We start from the raw sequence: 18,558 nt of genomic DNA, 5'->3' as shown, positions 1-18,558 counted from the left end.
AATGTTCAAAAGGAACCTCCATGTCCAGTAGCTTAATTAATAGCGCCATGAGTGGCCTGAGTGCGGCACAAACCGCACTGAGCACGGTGAGCAATAATATTTCTAACTATAACGTCGCAGGCTATACCCGCCAGACCACCGTTCTGGGGCAGTCTAACAGCACCATGACGCAGGGCGGCTGGGTCGGCAACGGCGTTTATGTTTCTGGTATTCAGCGTGAATATGATGCGTTCATCACCAATCAGCTGAACGCCGCGCAAAACCAGAGCAGCGGCTTAACCACCCGCTATGAGCAGATGTCGAAAATCGACGATATGGTCTCTGGCACCACCAATAACATCTCCACCACCATGCAGGATTTCTTCAAAAGCCTGCAGACACTGGCCAGCAACGCCGAAGATCCTGCTGCGCGTCAGACCCTGCTCGGTAAAGCAGACGGTCTGGTAAACCAGTTTAAAGTGGTGGATCAGTATCTGCGCGACCAGGATAAACAGGTCAATACGGCCGTTGCCGCCAGCGTCCAGCAGATCAACAACTACGCCACCCAGATTGCGTCGCTGAACGAGCAGATCACCCGCCTGACCGGTATGGGCGCGGGCGCGTCGCCAAACGATCTGCTGGATCAGCGCGATCAACTGGTGAGCGAACTGAATAAAATCGTCGGCGTGGATGTGTCTGTTCAGGATGGCAACACCTTTAACGTCACGATGGCGAACGGCTATAACCTGGTGCAGGGCAGCAAAGCAAGCCAGGTGGCTGCCGTGCCGTCCAGCGCCGATCCGGCCCGCACGACGATTGCGTTTGTCGACAAGACCGCCGGTAACATTGAGATCCCGGAAAAACTGGTAACGACCGGTTCGCTGGGCGGCCTGTTTGCCTTCCGTCGCGAAGATCTCGACCAGGCGCGTAATAATCTCGGCCAGATAGCCCTCGCTTTCGGCGACGCGTTTAACAAACAACACGAAGCGGGCTTTGACGCTAACGGCGACGTCGGTAAGGCTTTCTTTAAGCTCGGCTCTGCCGAGGCGATGAGCAATTCGCGCAACACCGGCTCTGCGTCGCTGACCGCGACCATTACCGACAGCTCGGCGGTGAAAGCCAGCGATTATCAGATGGCGTTCGACGGCTCGAACTGGAAAGTGACCCGCCTGTCTGACAACGTCAGCGTGAACGCGACGCCGACCACCGACGGCGCCGGCAACGTGACCGCGCTGGAGTTTGATGGCCTGAAGATTGATATCTCCGGTGCGGCGGCGAACAAAGACACCTTTACCGTGAAGCCGGTCAGCAACGTCATCATCAGCATGGATGTGAATATCCACGACGAGTCTGAAATCGCGATGGCGTCAGACGCGACCTCTGGTGAGAGCGACAACCGTAACGGCAAAGCGCTGCTGGATCTGCAAAACAGCAAAGTCGTCGGCGGCAGCAAAACGTTTAACGATGCGTATGCGGCGTTTATCAGTGAAGTGGGTAACAAAACCAACACGCTGAAAAGCTCCAGCACCACCCAGACTAACGTGGTCACGCAGCTGACTAACCAGCAGCAGTCCATTTCCGGGGTTAACCTGGATGAAGAGTACGGCAACCTGCAACGCTATCAGCAGTACTACATGGCGAACGCGCAGGTGCTGCAAACCGCGTCCGCGCTGTTTGACGCGCTTCTCCAGATTCGCTAACAGGGAACCGAACGATGCGTATTAGTACACAAATGATGTATCAGCAGAACATGCGGGGCATTACCGACTCGCAGAGTACCTGGCTGAAATACGGTGAGCAGATGTCCACCGGCAAACGCGTTAACCGTCCGTCTGACGATCCGATCGCCGCAGCCCAGGCTGTGGTGCTGTCCCAGGCGCAGGCGCAAAACGAGCAATACACTCAGGCGCGTACCTTCGCGACGCAGAAAGTGTCGCTGGAGTCGAGCGTTCTGTCTCAGGTGACCAGCGTTATCACCTCCGCGCAGGAAAAAATCGTTTACGCCAACAACGGCACGCTGAGCGACACCGACCGCGCGTCCGTCGCAACTGACCTGCAGGGGATGCGCGATCAGCTGCTGAACCTGGCAAACAGCACCGACGGTAACGGCCGCTATATTTTCGCCGGCTACAAAACCGATGCCGCGCCGTTTTCCGGTACGGCTGGCAATATCACCTATAACGGTGGCACCGAAAACATCACGCAGCAGGTGGATTCCGCGCGCACGATGGTTATCGGCCATACCGGCGATCTGGTGTTCGACCGCATCACCAGCAACGCCAAGCCGGAGCCGGATGGCTCGCCGAGCGAAACCAACCTGTTCAAAATGCTCGACTCCGCTATCGCCGCGCTGAAAACGCCGATGGAAGGCGCGGATGAGACGACCCAGCAGGGCCTGCTGGACGCTGTCTCCAAAACTTCTCGTGGGCTTAGCAACGCCCTGGATAACGTCGGCACCGTGCTGGCGGAAGTCGGTACCCAGCAGAAAGAGCTGGAAAACCTCGATCAGCTGGGCGCTGAACGTACGCTGGGCCAGACGGCGCAGATGAGTAACCTGGTGGATGTGGACTGGAACTCGGCCATCTCTTCCTACGTGATGCAGCAGGCGGCGCTTCAGGCTTCCTACAAAGCGTTTAGCGATATGCAGGGCATGTCGCTGTTCCAGTTGAATAAGTAAGTTTGTCGATTTGAAGCATGTCATGAAACCGGGCATGCCTGATATGCCCGCCTCGTTATTCTGAGGCGGGCTTTTTTTTGCTTATCGTGCAGCCTGTTGCGCTGCAATCTCTGCCGGACGCGCTTTCTGCGTGAGGCGAATCACCAGCGCCACGCCGCCTGCAAACGTTGCCAGCGCCACGACCGCAGGCCAGCCGCCCAGCGCCCAGGCTTTACTGCCGAGCAGCGAACCGAGCGCCATGCCGACAAACACGCCGGTAAAGAGCAGGGCGTTAAGACGACCGCGCGCTTTTGGCTCCAGGCTGTAAACCAGCGTCTGATGCGCCACCAGCGACGACTGCAACCCTAAATCAAACCCAACCGCCGCAACGGCAATCAGCACTAACTGCATGGAAGGCGAAAGCAGCGGCAGCGCAAACATCGCAGCAAATGAGATCATCACCAGCAGGCTGCCAAGCTGCGTGACACGCGCCGGGCCGAAGCGATCCGACAGCGCGCCGGAGAGCGGAGCGGCCAGCGCGCCCGCAGCCCCCGCCAGGCCGAAAGCCCCCGCGACGGCGCTTCCCATGTGGAATTTATCGGCCAGCATTACCGCGAGCATCGACCAGAACGCGCTAAAGCCAATCGACAGAAACCCTTGCGCCATCGCCGCGCCGCGCAGCGTCGGGTAGCGTTTCCACAGGCCGCCCATCGAGTGCAGGAGAGCCGGGTAACTCAGCGTCGCATGCGTTTCAAAACGCGGTAGTACGCGCCACAGCACCAGCCCAATGAGCGCGATGCTGGCGGCGGCGAGCTGATACATTACCCGCCAGCCGAAGGCCGCGCTGATAACGCCGCTCACCGAGCGGGAGAGCAGGATGCCAAGCAACAGCCCGGTCATTACGGTGCCGACGATTTTACCCTGCTGACCGGCAGGCGAGAGGATGGCGGCAGCGGGCACGATATCCTGCGCCATGGTCGCCATCATGCCCACCAGCAGGCTTAATACCAGCAGGCTGTGCAATCCGCCGCTCAGGCTGTAGAGCGCCAGCATGACGGCGAGCGCCAGGCACTTCACCAGAATCAGCATGCGGCGGTCGTGGCGATCGCCCAGCGGCAGCAGAAACAGGATGCCAAGCGCGTAGCCCGCCTGGGTCAGCGTCGGGATAAGCCCCATGCCGTCAACGCTCAGATGCAGATCGCTGCCGATAAGCGGCAGGATAGGCTGCGCGTAGTAAATCGAGGCGACGCTCAGGCCCGTCGCCATGGCCAGAATTAGTATCAACCACCGTGATAGCCCAGGGGCGGGTTGTGCAGCGTTGTTATGGTTATTCATGTTAAAACCCTCGTGAGTAGTCAGTGCGGAGGATTGTCCGCCCGCGGCGGCTGGCGCGGTAGAGGCCGACATGATAAAACGGTTATACGTGTGGCGTATGACAGGGTGAAATCTTATGGGTATTGAGCGTATAGATCGCGTGGAGCTGATGCATACCTTTGTGCGGATCATTGAGAGCGGCTCGCTCTCCGCCGCCGCGCAGCAGATGAATACCACCCAGGCGACCGTCAGCCGTCGCCTGAAATCGCTGGAGGACTTGCTGGGAGCGAGACTGCTGCTGCGAACCACGCACGCCATGAAACTCACCGATGACGGCGAACGCTGCTATCAGCATGCCCGTAGCGTACTGGCAAGCTGGCAGGCGCTGGAAGATGAAATTAAAAACGCCGAAGGGGAGCCGGTCGGCGTACTGCGCGTGCGAGCGCCGCACGCGTTTGGTCAGGATCAGCTTATCGCGCCGCTGACCGAGTTTTTAAATCGTTATCCGGGCCTGTGCGTCGATTGGATGCTGAATGACAAGTCGCCGGATTTCATCAGCGATAATATCGACTGCGCGCTGCATGTTGGCCCGGATATCGACCCGTCGGTAATTGCCGTCGAGCTCGCCGAGGTGCCGCGCATCGTGGTGGCGTCGCCCGATCTGCTGGCCCGTCACCCGCCCGTGGAGGAGATTAACAGTCTCGCCGCGCTACCGTGGGTGGCGCTCAGTACATTTTACCGGCGTGAAGTCACGCTGCATCATACCGGGAGCGACGAGCGGCAGGCGTTTACGGTGATGCCGCGGCTTAGTTCCGACAGCCTGTATGCTATCCGCCGCGCCATTCTTAACGGGCTTGGCGCAGGCATGGTTTCGGCGTGGGCGGTGGAGGAAGACTTGCGCGAGGGACGGCTGGTGCAACTGTTACCGCAGTGGCAGGCACCCGCGCTGCCGGTATATCTGCTCTATCCGTGGGCGCGTTATTACCCGGCGCGGCTGCGCCGTTTTCTCGAACTGATGAAAGCGGTCATGCCCGATCTCGCAGGAATGCGGCAGGTGACTGCCACCAAAAGGTAGTGGAAGTCGGGCAATAAAAAAGCCGGTCAATGACCGGCTTTTTTGTGCGGGGAGGGTTACTCCACCGGCTGAGGACGTGTGGCTGGTGCCGAGGCCTGGTGGGTGGCGCTGTGGCCGCCCGCCGAACCTTTACCGCTGAACTCGAACGCCGGGCGAACCCAGTCGCTGTGACGCGGCGGCTCCGGGACATATTCCGGTGCCGGTGCGCGGGTCATTGGTGCTGAGGCGACGCTTGCGGACGCAACAGCCACGACCGGCGCTTTCACGTCGTCTTCCTGCGCTTGCGGTGCTACCACCGGCGCGGCTTCCGCAGCTTTCACCGGCTCATCCGCGATCGCTTCCGGCTGAGGTGCCTGCTCAGGCGCGCTTTCTGCGATGACAGCAGCGGTCTCTTCACGAGGCGCTTCTTCAGCGACCGGGGCGTCAGCCGGAACGGCTTCCTGTGCGACCTGCTCAGCGACGGCCTGATCCTGCGGCTCGATAAGCTGCGGCTCAGCGTCAACCGGCGCGGAAATCGCTTCAGGATGCGTGGTTTCAACCACCGGCTCCTGCGGCGCAGCTTCCACCACAGACGGTTCGACCACTACGGCTTCAGCGACCGGCGCAACCGGTGCTTCGGTCGCCTGGGTTTCAGCCACCGGCGCGGTGTTCTGCTCCAGCTGCTGCTCTTCCTGCTCCTGCACACGCGGCAGCGGGTAGCGGATCCAGACTTTACCGGACGCCATTTCCGGAGACGCGCACGCGACGGTCAGCGGCATCGGCGACTGGGTCGGGTAACGCTCGTCACGGTAACGACGGCGGCGCTGGCCGCTGACGCGCAGGTGACGCGGAGAACGGCGGGAGCGACGCGGCATACCGGCATTTTCGCTGCCCGTCTGGTTGGTCTCTTCAGCGACGGCAGGTGTTTCCACGTTGGCTGGCAGCGCCAGCGGTGCGGCTTCTTCACGCGGTTCAGCAACCGGCGCGTCGGTGGTGCCGACAGCTTCTGCTTCCGCTGCGGATTCGATACGCACTTTCTGGCTCAGCTGGCGCGGTTTGCGACGCGGCATCACCTGAACAACGCGATCTTCCTGTTCCGTCTCTTCCACAGCCTCATCACGGTTCAGCGCGCTGACTTCCTGCTGCGCCTGACGTTTCTCATCAGAGCGACGGCGGTTACGTTCGCGGCGCGGAGACTGCGGCTGATCGTCACGGGATTTCTGTTTTTCAGTGGCTTCTTCAGCGACTGGTGTGCGGGCTTCACGCGCTTCGGCGTTCTGCTGCTGCTTCTCGCGGCGGTTACGGCGGTTCTCTTCGCGCGCTTCGCTGTTGTCACGATTCTCGCGATTGTCGCGATTATCACGGGACGGACGCTCACCGCGTTCGCTGCGGTCGCCACGTTCGTTACGGTCGCGACGGTTGTTCTGACGACGGCCGTTACGGCGCTCCTGCTGCTTCTCGTCACGGTTTTTCGCAGGCTGCTGTTCCGGCTCGCTCGCGACAGGCTGTGCCTGCGGCTCGCTGGCGAACAGGCTCTTCAGCGCGCTGATGGCGCGGCTCAGGAAGCCTTCTTTCGCAGGCTCTGCGGTTTTGGCGACTGCTTTCGGTGCCACGGTTTCGGCTTTCGGCGTCGCGGTTTCCTGCGGCACAGGCGGCACGTCCGGCATCACGAATGTGGCAAGAGCAGGCTGCTCCGGACGTTTACGCTCGGCGTATTCGTCTTCAGACGGCAGCGCCATCGCTTCTTCATGCAGCTTCGGCAGCATGTAGCTCAGGGTGTGCGTCTCTTCGCCTTTACGCACGCGCAGTACGGAGTAGTGCGGGGTTTCCATCTGATCGTTCGGCACGATCACGCAGCGCACGCCGCCCTGACGGGTTTCGATAGCGGTGATGGCTTCACGCTTCTCGTTAAGCAGATAGGAGGCGATAGGCACCGGAACGATAGCGTGAACTTCCTGGGTGTTCTCTTTCAGCGCTTCTTCTTCAATCAGACGCAGAATGGAGAGCGACAGAGATTCGTTATCGCGGATAGTGCCGGTGCCGCTACAGCGTGGGCAGACGTGATGGCTGGATTCGCCAAGCGACGGGCTGAGGCGCTGGCGGGACATCTCCAGCAGGCCGAAGCGGGAAATATGGCTAATCTGGATGCGCGCGCGATCCTGACGCACCGCTTCGCGCAGACGGTTTTCCACCGCGCGCTGGTGGCGTACCGGCGTCATATCGATGAAGTCGATAACGATAAGACCGCCTAAGTCACGCAGGCGCAGCTGGCGGGCGATTTCATCCGCCGCTTCCAGGTTGGTGTTAAACGCCGTCTCTTCGATATCGCCGCCGCGGGTCGCGCGGGCGGAGTTGATGTCAATGGCGGTCAGCGCTTCGGTGGTGTCGATAACAATCGAGCCGCCGGACGGCAGACGCACTTCGCGCTGGAAGGCGGACTCAATCTGGGATTCTATCTGATAGTGGCTGAACAGCGGAATTTCACCGGTGTAGAGCTTAATTTTGCTGCTGAAATCCGGACGACCCAGTGCCGCGATGTGCTGGCGGGCCAGCTCAAGGACTTTCGGGTTATCGATCAGGATTTCGCCGATGTCCTGGCGCAGATAGTCGCGGAATGCGCGCACGATGACGTTACTTTCCTGATGGATAAGGAACGGTGCCGGGCGGTTTTCAGCGGCTTTTTTAATGGCTTCCCAGTGCTTGAGGCGGAAGCTTAAATCCCACTGCAGCGCTTCGGCGGATTTACCGACGCCTGCGGTGCGCACGATAAGCCCCATGCCATCCGGCAGTTCGAGGCTTGAAAGCGCTTCTTTAAGCTCGGTGCGATCGTCGCCTTCGATACGGCGAGAGATACCGCCCGCACGCGGGTTGTTCGGCATCAGCACGAGGTAGCTGCCCGCGAGGCTGATAAACGTCGTCAGCGCTGCGCCTTTGTTGCCACGCTCTTCTTTGTCTATCTGAACGATGACTTCCTGGCCTTCGCGCAGGACATCTTTAATATTCGGACGACCATGAGAGGCGTAGTTTGCGGGGAAATATTCGCGGGCGATTTCTTTTAAGGGGAGGAAACCGTGTCTTTCGGCGCCATAATCTACAAATGCGGCTTCGAGACTGGGTTCAATGCGGGTGATTTTGCCTTTGTAGATGTTCGCTTTTTTCTGCTCGTGTCCAGGACTTTCGATATCCAGGTCGTACAGACGTTGCCCATCCACGAGGGCGACGCGCAACTCTTCCTGCTGAGTTGCGTTAATTAGCATTCTTTTCATCGTAACTTACTCGTTATTCTTACATTGACGACAAAGCTGCGGGCATGGTGACGCTGACCGGGAGTGAACCGATGGCCTCGTGACTGTTCGCGCCGTCAACCTCCCGGTTGTCGAACGCTTAAGAGGCGCAGAGTGTCGGTAGCCTGTATTTCAGGTGGAAATACAGCGCAATTATCAGAGGAATGACCGGGATTGTTTCTCCGGAAGCTTCCCTTTACCGGCCAGGCTGCAACCCGCAGCCCGCTAACTGCCTGAAAGTTCAACACGTCTTACGCCATTGCCGCGTGGAAGGACTGTCAGGCAAAACTGGTAATTCCGCAAAATTCCTTGTCTAAACAAGTCTCAACACGGAAAACAGTCGCATTATTCCATTGCTAAGCTTGATATAGCAAGCTGACTTTTGCCCTTTATCACCGACTTACTCACAGTTTTTTAACTTCTTGTTCCTCTGTTCCGCCGAAGCGGCGACAAAACGAACTCATTAGCTGTGTGAATCGATGAGTTACTAAATATAAGCATATAAAAATGTGTGGCGCTACGGGCATCCGGTATTTAGAATCGCGCACCATGAAAACAGAGACTCCATCCGTAAAAATCGTTGCCATTTCCGCCGATCAGGCCGGGCAACGTATCGATAATTTTTTGCGCACGCAGCTAAAAGGCGTGCCGAAAAGCATGATTTATCGCATCCTGCGCAAAGGTGAAGTGCGCGTGAACAAAAAACGCATCAAGCCGGAATATAAGCTTGAGGCGGGCGATGAGGTGCGCATTCCGCCGGTTCGCGTAGCCGAACGCGAAGAAGAAGCGGTTTCCCCGCATTTACAGAAGGTGGCGGCGTTAAGCGACGTTATCCTTTATGAAGATGACCATATTCTGGTGCTGAATAAACCGTCCGGTACCGCCGTGCATGGCGGCAGCGGGCTGAGCTTCGGTGTTATCGAAGGGCTGCGCGCGTTGCGCCCTGAAGCGCGCTTCCTTGAGCTGGTGCATCGTCTCGATCGCGATACTTCCGGCGTGCTGCTGGTGGCGAAAAAGCGCTCGGCGCTGCGTTCGCTGCATGAACAACTGCGCGATAAGGGAATGCAGAAAGATTATCTGGCGCTGGTGCGCGGGCAGTGGCAGTCGCATGTGAAAAACGTGCAGGCGCCGCTTCTGAAAAATATTCTGCAAAGTGGCGAGCGTATCGTGCGGGTAAATCAGGAGGGCAAACCTTCTGAGACGCGTTTTAAAGTGGAAGAGCGCTTCGCGATTGCGACGCTGGTACGCTGTAGCCCGGTGACAGGGCGTACGCATCAGATCCGCGTCCATACGCAGTATGCAGGACACCCGATTGCGTTTGACGATCGTTATGGCGACCGCGCGTTTGACGCGCAGCTGGCGTCAACCGGCCTTAACCGGCTTTTCCTGCATGCGGCGGCGCTGCGCTTTGAGCATCCAGGCACCGGCGAGACGATGCGTATCGAGGCACCGCTGGACGACGAACTTAAGCATTGTCTGAAAGTGTTACGCGCGGGCGGCTGACAGCCTCCCGAATGTAGTAGTTCTCAGGTCTGCCTCCCCGCGTTGCGGTTTTAAATGCACTATACTGAACACCCGGCTTCGGCCGGGTGTTTTTTTATACAATTACAACCGCATGGAGATGAAAATGGCCTGGTTACAATCCCGGACATGGAAACGTGTTTTCTTTACCCTGTTTCTGACAGGCATGGTGTGGCAGCTCGCTGGATGCGATAACGATAAAGAGCCGGAGCAGCGCAAAGCGTTTATTCAGTTCCTCCAGACTCGCATTCTGCCGTCTGAAAAACTGTCCGTCCCGACGCTGACTGCGCAGGAAAAAGAGAGCTTTGGCAAGTACGCTGACGATTATGCCATTCTTAGCGATTACTCCAGCGAAATGACCACGGCGTTTTCCGGCAACGATCAGGCGATGCGCCAGATGCGCGGCGTGACCAGTGCAAAAGATATGGTGGAAAAGCGCGACACTATCGAGAAATCCCGCAAAGAAGTGGGCAATATCGAGTCGAAACGTGCCGACACGATGAAAAGCGTGGAAGAGCGTTATTCCAAACTGAAACAGCCGGACGACCTGAAAGCGGTGTTTGACCAGGCCTATCAGAAAACTGTGGTGCGCCCGAATGCGCTGCTGACCCAGACGCTGTCACTGACCGACGCTATTCTTGGTCAGGCGCTGGACATCGGTAACTACCTGAACAGCCTTGGCAATAAAGTCCAGTACACCGGCTCGATGGCGCAGTTTACCGACCAGAAACAGCTGGATCTGTTTAACGAAAAACTGAACGCGATGCGTGAGAAGCAGCAGGAACTGATGACCGTTGCGCGCCAGCTCGCTGGCATGCAGTAAGCCTCGCCGCTTCGTAAAAAAAAGCCCTGCAATGCAGGGCTTTTGCTGTTGAACGTTCAGCGGTGGGCGAGGGGATCGACACCTTCATTTCTTAGCATTTCGCAAAGCCGAATCAGCGGCAGGCCCACCAGTGTGTTCGGATCGCGCCCGTCAAGACGGTCAAACAGGGTGATGCCAAGCCCTTCGCTTTTAAAGCTGCCCGCGCATTGCCACGGCGTTTCACGATGCAGATAGTTTTCAATTTCGCTGTCGCTTAGCGTGCGGAAATGGACGTTAAACGCCTCGCAATCGCACTGATACGCGCCCGTCTCGCTATTATAAAGCGCAAGGCCGGTATAAAACGTCACAACGTTACCGCTGGCCTGTTGCAACTGCTTAACGCCATTTTCAAAGGTGTGTGGTTTACCCGTAATGGTATTATTCAGCACGCAAACCTGATCGCTGCCAATAATCAAATGCCGGGGATATTTCTCCCGCAGCGCTTGCGCTTTTTGCAAAGCCAGCCTTAATACTAATTGTTGTGCGGTTTCATCCGCGTATGGGGTTTCGTCGGTCTCGGGAGCTGCGGTTTCAAAGGGTAAACCGAGCTTTTCTAACAGGCTACGGCGAAACGGCGACGTGGAAGCAAGTATAATTGAGGTCATATTTTTCAGGGAAAGATAGCGAATCGATGTGCGCTATTTTAAACTGTCGGCCGCAATGTGTGCGACTAAATGGTAAAAGGTGTTTCAAACCCGCCTTTTTCTTTGACTCTATGACGTTACAAAGTTAATATGCGCGCCCTATGCAAAAGGTAAAATTACCCCTGACTCTTGATCCGGTTCGTACGGCTCAAAAACGCCTCGATTACCAGGGTATCTATACTCCTGAACAGGTAGAGCGTATCGCCGAATCTGTGGTCAGTGTGGACAGCGATGTCGAATGCTCCATGTCGTTCGCTATCGATAACCAGCGTCTCGCCGTAATGAAAGGCGATGCGACGGTTACGGTAACGCTCGCGTGTCAGCGTTGCGGCCAGCCGTTTAGTCATCAAGTCCACACAACGTATTGTTTCAGCCCGATCTCTAACGACGATCAGGCGGAAGCACTCCCGGAAGCGTATGAGCCGATTGAAGTTAACGAATTCGGTGAAATCGACCTGCTGGCAACGGTTGAAGATGAACTCATCCTCGCCCTGCCTGTAGTTCCGGTGCATGATTCTGAACACTGTGAAGTGTCCGAGGCGGACATGGTCTTTGGCGAACTGCCTGAAGAGGCACAGAAACCAAATCCATTTGCCGTGTTAGCCAGTTTAAAGCGTAAGTAATTGGCGTTTCCCGCGCGAGCAGGAATCAGCCGTAATTGAGGAGTAAGGTCCATGGCCGTACAACAGAATAAACCCACTCGTTCCAAGCGCGGTATGCGTCGTTCTCATGACGCGCTGACCGCTGTCACCAGCCTGTCTGTAGACAAAACTTCTGGTGAAACCCATCTGCGTCACCACATCACCGCCGACGGTTACTACCGCGGTCGCAAGGTTATCACTAAGTAATCACGCGCAAGCGTGGTTGAGCTTAGTGCGCTTTCCCCGCTTAAGCGGGGATAACCGTAACCTGGCGATATCTTGACACCTCTAACCCTGGCGTTAGATGTCATGGGCGGGGACTTTGGTCCTGCCGTGACAGTGCCTGCAGCATTGCAGGCACTGAATTCTGATCCACATTTGCATCTTCTTTTAGTCGGCGACCCCGACGCCATCACGCCATTACTTGCCAGAGCTGATTTTGAACAACGTTCGCGGCTGCAGATCATTGCGGCAGAGTCGGTTATTGCCAGTGATGTCCGTCCTTCACAGGCTGTGCGCAACAGTCGCGGCAGCTCTATGCGTATCGCGCTCGAGCTGGTGAAAGAGGGGCGCGCGCAGGCCTGTATCAGCGCCGGTAACACCGGTGCGCTGATGGGGCTTGCTAAACTGCTGCTTAAACCCGTCGACGGGATTGAGCGCCCCGCGCTGGTGACGGTTCTGCCGCATCAGCAGAAAGGGAAAACGGTGGTGCTGGATTTGGGCGCCAACGTGGATTGCGACAGTACCATGCTCGCGCAGTTTGCGATTATGGGCTCGGTCATGGCGGAAGAGGTGCTCGGCATCAAGAATCCGCGCGTCGCGCTGCTCAATATCGGCGAAGAAGAAACGAAAGGGCTGGATAGCATCCGTGACGCGGCCGCGTTGTTAAAAACGGTGCCATCGTTGAACTATATCGGCTATCTCGAAGCCAACGAATTACTGACCGGCAAAACCGATGTGCTGGTATGCGACGGTTTTGTCGGTAACGTCACGCTAAAAACGATGGAAGGTGTTGTCAGGATGTTCCTTTCGCTGCTCAAATCGCAGGGCGAAGGAAAAAAACGGTCGTGGTGGTGGCTTTTACTCAAGCGTTGGTTACAAAAAAGCCTCTCAAGGCGATTCAGTCACCTCAACCCCGACCAGTATAATGGCGCCTGTCTGTTAGGATTGCGCGGCACAGTGATTAAGAGCCACGGTGCAGCCAATCAGCGAGCTTTTGCGGTCGCGATTGAACAGGCAGTGCAGGCGGTGCAGCGACAAGTCCCTCAGCGGATTGCCGCTCGCCTGGAATCTGTATTACCCAAGAGTGACTGAGCGTACATGTATACGAAGATTATTGGTACGGGCAGCTATCTGCCTGAACACGTGCGGACGAACGCCGATCTGGAAAAAATGGTGGAAACCTCTGACGAGTGGATTGTCACTCGCACCGGTATCCGCGAGCGTCGCATTGCGGCGCCCGGCGAAACCGTCGCCACTATGGGCTACGAAGCGGCACTGCGCGCCATTGATATGGCCGGTATCGACAAAGAACAGATTGGCCTGATTATCGTCGCCACCACCTCCGCCACGCACGCTTTCCCGAGCGCCGCCTGCCAGGTGCAGGGCATGCTCGGCATCAAAGGCTGCCCGGCATTTGACGTCGCTGCTGCCTGTGCCGGTTTTACCTATGCGTTAAGCATCGCCGATCAATACGTGAAATCCGGCGCGGTGAAGAGTGCGCTGGTGATCGGCTCCGACGTGCTGGCGCGTACGCTCGATCCTGAAGATCGCGGTACGATCATTCTGTTCGGCGATGGCGCTGGTGCCGTTGTGCTGGGTGCCAGCGAAGAGCCGGGCATTCTCTCCACGCATCTGCATGCCGACGGCAGCTACGGCGAACTGCTGACCCTGCCAAACCAGGATCGCGTGAACCCGGACAGCCCGACCTTCCTGACCATGGCCGGGAACGAAGTCTTTAAAGTCGCGGTAACGGAACTTGCGCATATTGTCGACGAGACGCTGGAAGCGAATAAGCTGGATCGCGCCGATCTCGACTGGCTGGTGCCGCATCAGGCGAACCTGCGCATTATCAGCGCCACCGCGAAAAAACTCGGTATGTCGATGGACAATGTCGTCGTTACCCTCGACAGACATGGCAATACTTCTGCGGCTTCCGTGCCATGCGCGCTGGATGAAGCGGTACGCGATGGACGCATTCAGCGTGGCCAGCTGGTACTGCTGGAAGCCTTCGGCGGCGGCTTCACCTGGGGTTCCGCGCTGGTTCGTTTTTAATCGAGAAGGATAAAAAAATGACGCAATTTGCTTTTGTATTCCCGGGCCAGGGCTCTCAGGCCGTGGGAATGCTGTCTGAAATGGCGGCAAATTTTCCCGTTATTGAAGCGACGTTCCGCGAGGCCTCCGCGGCGCTGGGCTATGATCTCTGGGCGCTGGTGCAGCAAGGCCCGGCGGAAGAGCTGAACAAAACCTGGCAGACGCAGCCTGCGCTGCTGACCGCCTCCGTCGCGCTGTGGCGTGTATGGCAGGAGCAGGGCGGTAAAGCGCCTGCGCTGATGGCCGGTCATAGCCTTGGTGAATATTCCGCGCTGGTGTGCGCGGGCGTGATTGATTTCGCTGATGCGGTTCGTCTGGTTGAACTGCGCGGTAAATTTATGCAGGAAGCGGTGCCGGAAGGCACGGGCGCGATGGCCGCGATTATCGGTCTGGACGACGACGCGATTGCTAAAGCCTGTGAAGAAGCGGCTGAAGGGCAGGTGGTTTCACCGGTTAACTTCAACTCGCCAGGCCAGGTGGTTATCGCCGGTCACAAAGAAGCCGTTGAGCGTGCGGGCGCTGCCTGTAAAGCTGCGGGCGCCAAACGTGCGCTGCCGCTGCCGGTGAGCGTGCCGTCGCACTGCGCGCTGATGAAGCCTGCCGCTGAGAAACTGGCTGCTGAGCTTGAAAAAATTACGTTTAACGCCCCCCAGATTCCGGTAGTAAACAACGTTGACGTGAAATGCGAAACGTCGCCGGAAGCTATCCGCGACGCGCTGGTGCGCCAGCTTTACAGCCCGGTGCAGTGGACGAAGAGCGTTGAATTTATCGCGGCGCAGGGCGTCACGCAGCTGTATGAAGTCGGTCCGGGCAAAGTGCTGACCGGCCTGACAAAACGTATTGTTGACACCCTGACGGCGGCGGCGATTAATGAGCCCGCAAGCCTGTCAGCGGCACTTGCGCAATAAAACGAGGAAAACCATGAGCTTTGAAGGAAAAATCGCGCTGGTCACCGGTGCGAGCCGCGGTATCGGCCGCGCTATCGCCGAAACCCTGGCTGCACGTGGCGCTAAGGTTATCGGCACCGCGACCAGCGAAAGCGGCGCGCAAGCGATTAGCGACTATCTGGGCGCGTATGGCAAAGGCCTGATGCTGAATGTGACCGATGCGGCATCCATCGAATCGGTTCTGGAAAATATTCGCGCAGAATTTGGCGAAGTGGACATTCTGGTCAATAATGCCGGAATCACTCGCGACAACCTGCTGATGCGAATGAAAGATGACGAGTGGAACGATATCATCGAAACCAACCTGTCATCGGTTTTCCGTCTGTCAAAAGCGGTAATGCGAGCTATGATGAAGAAACGTCACGGTCGCATTATCACTATCGGTTCTGTGGTCGGTACCATGGGAAATGCCGGTCAGGCCAACTACGCTGCGGCGAAAGCGGGTCTTATCGGTTTCAGTAAATCGCTGGCGCGCGAAGTGGCGTCCCGCGGTATTACGGTAAACGTTGTTGCTCCGGGCTTTATTGAAACGGACATGACGCGTGCGCTGTCTGACGATCAGCGTGCGGGTATTCTGGCGGAAGTTCCTGCGGGTCGTTTAGGCGACGCAAAAGAAATCGCCAGTGCGGTTGCATTTTTAGCCTCTGACGAGGCCGGGTACATCACTGGTGAGACCCTGCACGTCAACGGCGGAATGTACATGGTTTAACCACGAATAAAATTATTTGCGTTATCAGGGCAATTGCCCGCAAAATAGCGTAAAATCGTGGTAAGACCTGCCGGGATTTAGTTGCAACTTTTTCAACATTTTATACACTACGAAAACCATCGCGAAAGCGAGTTTTGATAGGAAATTTAAGAGTATGAGCACTATCGAAGAACGCGTTAAGAAAATTATCGGCGAACAGCTGGGCGTTAAGCAGGAAGAAGTTACCAACAATGCTTCCTTCGTTGAAGACCTGGGCGCTGATTCTCTTGACACCGTTGAGCTGGTAATGGCTCTGGAAGAAGAGTTTGATACTGAGATTCCGGACGAAGAAGCTGAGAAAATCACCACCGTTCAGGCTGCCATTGATTACATCAACGGTCACCAGGCGTAAGTGAACATCTCCAGGCGGTCGCTCGACCGCCTGAGTTTTATCTTTTTTAATCCCACGAATCTCTTTTTTTATCCCTCCCTGGAGGACAAACGTGTCTAAGCGTCGTGTAGTTGTGACCGGACTTGGCATGTTGTCTCCTGTCGGCAATACCGTAGAGTCCACCTGGAAAGCTCTCCTTGCCGGTCAGAGTGGCATCAGCCTGATCGACCATTTCGATACTAGCGCCTATGCAACGAAATTTGCTGGCTTAGTAAAGGATTTTAACTGTGAAGAGATCATCTCGCGCAAAGAACAGCGCAAGATGGACGCCTTCATTCAATATGGAATTGTCGCCGGCGTACAGGCCATGCAGGATTCCGGCCTTGAAGTGACGGAAGAGAACGCGCCCCGTATCGGCGCGGCTATCGGTTCCGGCATCGGCGGCCTTGGCCTTATCGAAGAAAACCACAGCTCGCTGGTCAACGGCGGCCCGCGGAAAATCAGTCCTTTCTTCGTGCCATCAACGATTGTCAACATGGTGGCCGGTCACCTGACCATCATGTACGGTCTGCGCGGTCCCAGCATTTCCATCGCCACCGCTTGCACCTCAGGCGTGCATAACATCGGCCATGCGGCGCGTATCATCGCCTATGGCGATGCTGACGTTATGCTCGCAGGCGGTGCTGAGAAAGCCAGTACGCCGCTTGGCGTTGGCGGTTTCGGCGCGGCGCGTGCGCTCTCGACCCGTAACGATAATCCGCAGGCGGCAAGCCGTCCGTGGGATAAAGACCGCGATGGTTTTGTGCTGGGCGACGGCGCGGGCATCATCGTACTCGAAGAGTATGAGCACGCGAAAAAACGCGGTGCGAAGATTTACGCCGAGCTGGTCGGTTTTGGTATGAGCAGCGATGCCTACCACATGACCTCTCCGCCGGAAAACGGCGCAGGCGCGGCGCTGGCGATGGTCAACGCGCTGCGTGACGCCGGTATCGACGCAGGCCAGATCGGTTACGTCAACGCGCACGGCACTTCTACGCCTGCAGGCGACGTTGCCGAAGCGCAGGCGGTAAAATCGGTCTTCGGCGACGCGGCAAAACGCGTACTGGTGAGCTCCACCAAATCGATGACCGGCCATCTGCTTGGCGCGGCGGGCGCGGTAGAGTCTATCTACTCCATTCTCGCGCTGCGCGATCAGGCTGTTCCGCCGACCATCAACCTGGACAATCCGGACGAAGGCTGTGATCTGGACTTCGTTCCGCATGAAGCGCGCCAGGTAAGCGGTATGGAGTACACCCTGTGTAACTCCTTCGGCTTCGGTGGCACCAACGGCTCTCTGATCTTCAAAAAGGTCTGACAGCCGTCACAAAGGCCCGCCCCGCGCGGGCCTTTGTACATTTCCCCCTTCCTCTTGCTCCCTGTCGGTCATCCTGCGAGACTAATGCGCTACCCGTTAAGGAGCCTCTATGCTGTTAATTAATGGTATCGAACAGGATTGCCTGCCAGCGACCGATCGCGCCGTGCAGTTCGGTGATGGCTGCTTTACGACCGCCCGCGTACGTGATGGCGTCGTTCATTTACTGGAAGCGCATCTGGCGCGCCTGCGGGAAGGTTGTGAACGGCTAATGATCCCGATGCCGGATATCAACACGCTGCGTGACGAAATGCGCCAGGCGGCGCAGGGGCAGGCGAGCGCAGTTGTGAAAGTTATTATTTCCCGCGGCGCAGGCAAGCGCGGCTACAGTATTGCCGGATGCGACGCGCCTACGCGCATTGTGTCGCGCGGCGCTTACCCTGACTTTTATAGCGAATGGCGCGAGCGCGGCGTTAGCCTCGCAACAAGCCCCGTGCGGCTTGGGCGCAATCCGTATCTCGCGGGTATTAAACATCTGAACCGGCTTGAACAGGTGTTGATCCGCACGCATCTTGAGCAGACGCCCGCCGATGAGGCGCTGGTGCTTGACAGCGAAGGGTGGGTTACGGAATGCTGTGCGGCTAATTTGTTCTGGCGGAAAGGAAAATCGGTGTTTACCCCCCGACTCGATCAGGCTGGCGTTGATGGCCTTATGCGGCGCCATATTATTGGTTTGCTGAATCAGTCAGCCTGGCGATTGTCTGAAATTAACGCGCCCGCCAGCGCGCTTGAAGAGGCGGATGAAGTCTTTATTTGCAACGCACTGATGCCGCTGGTGCCGGTGCGCAGTATTGACGGTCACGCTTACGCCTCACGCGAACTGTATAACTACCTCATTTCCCACTGTGAATAA

The 18,558-nt window shown here is 57.3% G+C and carries 17 protein-coding genes; 14 read left to right on the top strand and 3 right to left on the bottom strand.

Annotation, left to right across the window (positions count from 1 at the left end):
• The first annotated feature begins 20 nt into the window (after positions 1-20).
• Together flgK and flgL are read left to right on the top strand one after the other, a co-directional pair.
• On the top strand, positions 21-1,679 hold the full coding sequence (gene flgK / locus AFK66_RS11635) for a flagellar hook-associated protein FlgK (RefSeq protein ID WP_007782895.1): 1,659 nt from the start codon (positions 21-23) through the stop codon (positions 1,677-1,679).
• Between the two features lie 14 nt (positions 1,680-1,693).
• A complete protein-coding gene (gene flgL, locus AFK66_RS11630; protein ID WP_007782898.1) occupies positions 1,694-2,656 on the top strand; it encodes a flagellar hook-associated protein FlgL in 963 nt (320 codons plus the stop codon).
• Positions 2,657-2,737: 81 nt separating this feature from the next.
• Here flgL and AFK66_RS11625 read toward each other — a convergent pair whose 3' ends face one another.
• Positions 2,738-3,970: an MFS transporter gene (locus AFK66_RS11625; RefSeq protein ID WP_032968117.1), complete on the bottom strand. Its 1,233-nt coding sequence runs from the start codon at positions 3,968-3,970 to the stop codon at positions 2,738-2,740.
• 115 nt (positions 3,971-4,085) lie between these two features.
• Here AFK66_RS11625 and AFK66_RS11620 point away from each other — a divergent pair, with 115 nt between their 5' ends.
• The gene (locus AFK66_RS11620) at positions 4,086-5,024 is read left to right on the top strand and encodes a LysR family transcriptional regulator (RefSeq protein WP_023898958.1); all 939 of its coding nucleotides are present in this window, start codon (positions 4,086-4,088) and stop codon (positions 5,022-5,024) included.
• 56 nt (positions 5,025-5,080) lie between these two features.
• Here AFK66_RS11620 and rne read toward each other — a convergent pair whose 3' ends face one another.
• Entirely contained in the window at positions 5,081-8,269 is a 3,189-nt protein-coding gene (gene rne, locus AFK66_RS11615) for a ribonuclease E (RefSeq protein ID WP_007782912.1), read from the bottom strand.
• Positions 8,270-8,836: 567 nt separating this feature from the next.
• Between rne and rluC the strand changes: the two genes are divergently transcribed.
• On the top strand, positions 8,837-9,790 hold the full coding sequence (rluC, locus tag AFK66_RS11610; protein ID WP_007782914.1) for a 23S rRNA pseudouridine(955/2504/2580) synthase RluC: 954 nt from the start codon (positions 8,837-8,839) through the stop codon (positions 9,788-9,790).
• Between the two features lie 124 nt (positions 9,791-9,914).
• Positions 9,915-10,631, top strand: coding sequence for a DUF3053 family protein (locus tag AFK66_RS11605; RefSeq protein WP_007782917.1), 717 nt, complete (start codon positions 9,915-9,917; stop codon positions 10,629-10,631).
• 56 nt (positions 10,632-10,687) lie between these two features.
• Here AFK66_RS11605 and AFK66_RS11600 read toward each other — a convergent pair whose 3' ends face one another.
• Positions 10,688-11,275 (bottom strand): Maf family protein, encoded by a 588-nt coding sequence (locus AFK66_RS11600; protein ID WP_007782920.1) that lies wholly within the window; start codon positions 11,273-11,275, stop codon positions 10,688-10,690.
• Between the two features lie 140 nt (positions 11,276-11,415).
• On the opposite strand from AFK66_RS11600, the gene yceD reads away from it, so the two are divergent.
• The 9 genes from yceD to pabC all read left to right on the top strand — a co-directional run bounded on the left by yceD (position 11,416) and on the right by pabC (position 18,558).
• Positions 11,416-11,937 carry a 23S rRNA accumulation protein YceD gene (yceD, locus tag AFK66_RS11595; RefSeq protein ID WP_007782922.1) on the top strand — a complete coding sequence of 174 codons (522 nt, stop codon included), beginning with the start codon at positions 11,416-11,418 and terminating at the stop codon, positions 11,935-11,937.
• Positions 11,938-11,988: 51 nt separating this feature from the next.
• Positions 11,989-12,162, top strand: a complete 174-nt coding sequence (rpmF, locus tag AFK66_RS11590; RefSeq protein WP_004385196.1) for a 50S ribosomal protein L32 — start codon at positions 11,989-11,991, stop codon at positions 12,160-12,162.
• A gap of 72 nt (positions 12,163-12,234) precedes the next feature.
• Positions 12,235-13,269, top strand: a complete 1,035-nt coding sequence (gene plsX, locus AFK66_RS11585; protein ID WP_071602526.1) for a phosphate acyltransferase PlsX — start codon at positions 12,235-12,237, stop codon at positions 13,267-13,269.
• Positions 13,270-13,275: 6 nt separating this feature from the next.
• A complete protein-coding gene (locus tag AFK66_RS11580) occupies positions 13,276-14,229 on the top strand; it encodes a beta-ketoacyl-ACP synthase III (protein WP_007782927.1) in 954 nt (317 codons plus the stop codon).
• A gap of 17 nt (positions 14,230-14,246) precedes the next feature.
• Positions 14,247-15,176: an ACP S-malonyltransferase gene (gene fabD, locus AFK66_RS11575; protein WP_007782931.1), complete on the top strand. Its 930-nt coding sequence runs from the start codon at positions 14,247-14,249 to the stop codon at positions 15,174-15,176.
• 13 nt (positions 15,177-15,189) lie between these two features.
• Positions 15,190-15,924 carry a 3-oxoacyl-ACP reductase FabG gene (gene fabG / locus AFK66_RS11570; protein ID WP_007783349.1) on the top strand — a complete coding sequence of 245 codons (735 nt, stop codon included), beginning with the start codon at positions 15,190-15,192 and terminating at the stop codon, positions 15,922-15,924.
• Positions 15,925-16,078: 154 nt separating this feature from the next.
• Entirely contained in the window at positions 16,079-16,315 is a 237-nt protein-coding gene (gene acpP / locus AFK66_RS11565) for an acyl carrier protein (RefSeq protein WP_000103754.1), read from the top strand.
• A 91-nt stretch (positions 16,316-16,406) separates the two neighbouring features.
• Positions 16,407-17,648, top strand: a complete 1,242-nt coding sequence (gene fabF, locus AFK66_RS11560) for a beta-ketoacyl-ACP synthase II (protein ID WP_032970089.1) — start codon at positions 16,407-16,409, stop codon at positions 17,646-17,648.
• A gap of 109 nt (positions 17,649-17,757) precedes the next feature.
• On the top strand, positions 17,758-18,558 hold the full coding sequence (gene pabC, locus AFK66_RS11555; protein ID WP_007783354.1) for an aminodeoxychorismate lyase: 801 nt from the start codon (positions 17,758-17,760) through the stop codon (positions 18,556-18,558).

It is taken from the genome of Cronobacter malonaticus LMG 23826, assembly GCF_001277215.2.
GTDB classification, from domain to species: domain Bacteria; phylum Pseudomonadota; class Gammaproteobacteria; order Enterobacterales; family Enterobacteriaceae; genus Cronobacter; species Cronobacter malonaticus.
Note: the sequence above shows the minus strand (reverse complement) of the source record. Positions and strands in the feature narration are given on the sequence as shown.

What these genes read in the sequence shown, in the direction of transcription:
- AFK66_RS11600 (WP_007782920.1), bottom strand. Translation starts at nt 11,275, where the DNA reads ATGACCTCAATTATACTTGCTTCCACGTCGCCGTTTCGCCGTAGCCTG.
- flgL (WP_007782898.1), top strand. Translation starts at nt 1,694, where the DNA reads ATGCGTATTAGTACACAAATGATGTATCAGCAGAACATGCGGGGCATT.
- rluC (WP_007782914.1), top strand. Translation starts at nt 8,837, where the DNA reads ATGAAAACAGAGACTCCATCCGTAAAAATCGTTGCCATTTCCGCCGAT.
- AFK66_RS11625 (WP_032968117.1), bottom strand. Translation starts at nt 3,970, where the DNA reads ATGAATAACCATAACAACGCTGCACAACCCGCCCCTGGGCTATCACGG.
- flgK (WP_007782895.1), top strand. Translation starts at nt 21, where the DNA reads ATGTCCAGTAGCTTAATTAATAGCGCCATGAGTGGCCTGAGTGCGGCA.
- AFK66_RS11580 (WP_007782927.1), top strand. Translation starts at nt 13,276, where the DNA reads ATGTATACGAAGATTATTGGTACGGGCAGCTATCTGCCTGAACACGTG.
- yceD (WP_007782922.1), top strand. Translation starts at nt 11,416, where the DNA reads ATGCAAAAGGTAAAATTACCCCTGACTCTTGATCCGGTTCGTACGGCT.
- pabC (WP_007783354.1), top strand. Translation starts at nt 17,758, where the DNA reads ATGCTGTTAATTAATGGTATCGAACAGGATTGCCTGCCAGCGACCGAT.
- AFK66_RS11620 (WP_023898958.1), top strand. Translation starts at nt 4,086, where the DNA reads ATGGGTATTGAGCGTATAGATCGCGTGGAGCTGATGCATACCTTTGTG.
- fabG (WP_007783349.1), top strand. Translation starts at nt 15,190, where the DNA reads ATGAGCTTTGAAGGAAAAATCGCGCTGGTCACCGGTGCGAGCCGCGGT.
- rne (WP_007782912.1), bottom strand. Translation starts at nt 8,269, where the DNA reads ATGAAAAGAATGCTAATTAACGCAACTCAGCAGGAAGAGTTGCGCGTC.
- rpmF (WP_004385196.1), top strand. Translation starts at nt 11,989, where the DNA reads ATGGCCGTACAACAGAATAAACCCACTCGTTCCAAGCGCGGTATGCGT.
- acpP (WP_000103754.1), top strand. Translation starts at nt 16,079, where the DNA reads ATGAGCACTATCGAAGAACGCGTTAAGAAAATTATCGGCGAACAGCTG.
- fabD (WP_007782931.1), top strand. Translation starts at nt 14,247, where the DNA reads ATGACGCAATTTGCTTTTGTATTCCCGGGCCAGGGCTCTCAGGCCGTG.
- AFK66_RS11605 (WP_007782917.1), top strand. Translation starts at nt 9,915, where the DNA reads ATGGCCTGGTTACAATCCCGGACATGGAAACGTGTTTTCTTTACCCTG.